Annotated in this window: 3 protein-coding genes; all 3 read right to left on the bottom strand. The window is 55.2% G+C overall.

Translation table 11 applies throughout. The annotated features are described in order from the left end of the window. Nucleotides 1-74: 74 nt before the first annotated feature. The gene (locus Q0216_RS04045; RefSeq protein ID WP_298593133.1) at nucleotides 75-1,025 is read right to left on the bottom strand and encodes a hypothetical protein; all 951 of its coding nucleotides are present in this window, start codon (nucleotides 1,023-1,025) and stop codon (nucleotides 75-77) included. A 227-nt stretch (nucleotides 1,026-1,252) separates the two neighbouring features. Further along, the gene (locus Q0216_RS04050) at nucleotides 1,253-1,786 is read right to left on the bottom strand and encodes a hypothetical protein (RefSeq protein WP_298593135.1); all 534 of its coding nucleotides are present in this window, start codon (nucleotides 1,784-1,786) and stop codon (nucleotides 1,253-1,255) included. A gap of 21 nt (nucleotides 1,787-1,807) precedes the next feature. Then, nucleotides 1,808-2,322, bottom strand: a 515-nt coding sequence (locus tag Q0216_RS04055; RefSeq protein ID WP_298593136.1) for a hypothetical protein, incomplete at its 5' end; no start/stop codon positions are given.

The following is a 2,322-nucleotide window of genomic DNA, read 5'->3' on the forward strand; positions in this document are numbered from 1 at the left end:
ATGAGTTTCATATTTAAATCAATAGGCGCAGAATCAAGCTGCGGGGCGCTCGCCTTATTGCGATGACTGCCAGGTTATTCTTCTTCGGCAGGCAGGAACTTCGTAATGATGTAAAGCTCTTGGCGCCAGTGACCGGTGGGGCGGTGCCTGAAGACCTCTAGAATTTCCTCCTTGCCCTCGCGATTCGGCACTAAGGTGGTGATTCGTTGTGCCACGATACCGACGAGTTCTTCGGGGAACCTCGCATGAGCAGGAGGTAGATAAAGCCACTTGTCATGCGTGAAGGAGAAGCCCTTCAGGACTGCCCGCGTGATTCCCCCACCTACGAGACTTAGATCCTCCTCAGAGACGAGGTTGCAGATGTATTGGGTGTCATCTACCTCGACGCAATTGCCGAACAAATAGCGCAAATCCAGATTGGCTTGCAGGACGTTGCGGACGGTCGGCTCTAGCCCCTTCTCCTGAAGCCAGGCCTCAATTTTATCCACTTTCCACTGGTCAAATCGGTTGCCCGGGTAGCCAGTGACCTTCTGATCAAGCTCAGGGTTTTTGTGCTCGATTCGGGGAGGGGTGCCTACGAGCGGTACTTCCTTTACCTCCAGGTTGTCCCAGTCCTTGTGGGTGACGGTGCGAACCCAGGTGTACATGAGCGGGTCCACCACTTCTGCTTCGTGCTCACGGATGAACTGCTGCAGATTGACGCCTTCCGGAACCTCCACGGTGTAGCTCTTGCGGAGCTTCAAATTATTCAGGATGGTAAGACGCATGTCGTTGGAGATGGTCGTGTCTTCGTCGGGGTCGATACTTTCTGGTGACCTTAAGTAGTAAAGGTTGATTTTCCAGGTGAGCTGCGGGGGCGCAGTCTCGCCTTTTTCTGGGGGGACCGGGAACGTGGTTAGTCCACGGTAGATCTTGGGGGTGTAGCCGGAACGGTTAATCCATTCGATGGCATCAGACGTGAGTTTCTGCTTATCGGCAACAGACAATCGATACGGGGGTAAGTGCCACTCATCGGTAGAGCTCATTTTGAGTGTCCTTTCTCTTAGGGAGGGCTGCCACGCTCCATGCGTGGCGAGGGTTCAGCTATTGATGCTTCATGAATCAGCAATCAATATTGGTTATGCCTTAATTCTCCCATATTTATTAGCTGTGTGCTTGGTAAATCGTCATTATGTCCCAGGTGCACAGATGCCATATGCGAGCGCGCCCCCTGGTACAGAAACAGCGTGAGGGGCGCGCTCGCATTTTTGGCCTAGCTGTAGCAGTCGGAGGTCTTTTCAACCAGCACGTAGGAGCCATCGGGTAGACGGCTTGGAGCCGTGCTGCCACCGAGCAGATAGGCGGTCCCGGCGGTGACATTAGCGCATTCGGTGATGCGGTAATGCCCATTGTTCGAGGTGCCCCTAACTTCTGCTGTCAGGAGGGCATCTAAGGTCACGTCGAATCTGTATTCCTGCATCACCTCACCGAAACTCATGCCTTCAGACGTGAGGCCGTGGAACATTTTCTGCCACGGTTCAGCCGGGGCTGTGTCAGCAGGAACCAGCTTTGCCAGGAAGAGATCAGGGCTGCGCGGCGCATCTCCTAGTAGCAGGAAGGGTGCATCTTCACCTTTGCCTGTCACTGAGAGCATGGCACGGAAAATGGCATCCCGGCTGTGATAGGTGATGCCCTCGACGTCAAAACCCTCATACTGTGCCAATGCTTTAAGGTACTGCCGGCGGGTGCCCTTCGAGACGTCCCGGGTAAGATTGGCGCTCGCATACAGGCGGGTAGGAATGGGCATGTTCGGGGTTCCTTTCGGGGATTAGGAGAGGGAGATGGTCAAGCCTTCAAGGAAGCCGCCATGCTTGACGATGAGCTTCTTGTAGGAGTCAATGACCAGCTGTAGCTGCTCTGCGTACACGGTACCGTCTTCTGCATCAATGCGCTTCTGCATTTCCTCATCCACCGGAACAAAAAGGTGGTGGGAGTGCAGCTTGACAATATCCTCGTTCACAGCGGCGCGCTGAGTAACCAGCAGACGCGCCGGGTCTTTCGCACACACATACCCAGGCATGAGCAGGGCGACATCCGCAATGCCGCGCTGAATCACCACACCGGATTCCTGCAACGGCAGGTCGAAATACAGATGCGCGGACAGTCGCAGCTGACCATTGCGGGGGCGCTTACTATGCACATAAGCGTTAATGTGCAAGGTCGCACCCAGTGCCTTCAAGCGGGCGAACTGCTTAGCGTTCAAGCGCCGCGCCGCGCGCTCAAGCTTACGGCGGTAGGAGGGGGAGTAGGAGGAATACATGGCACATCCTTTCAAGCCGGGGG

The organism is uncultured Rothia sp., from assembly GCF_937976295.1.
GTDB lineage: Bacteria > Actinomycetota > Actinomycetes > Actinomycetales > Micrococcaceae > Rothia.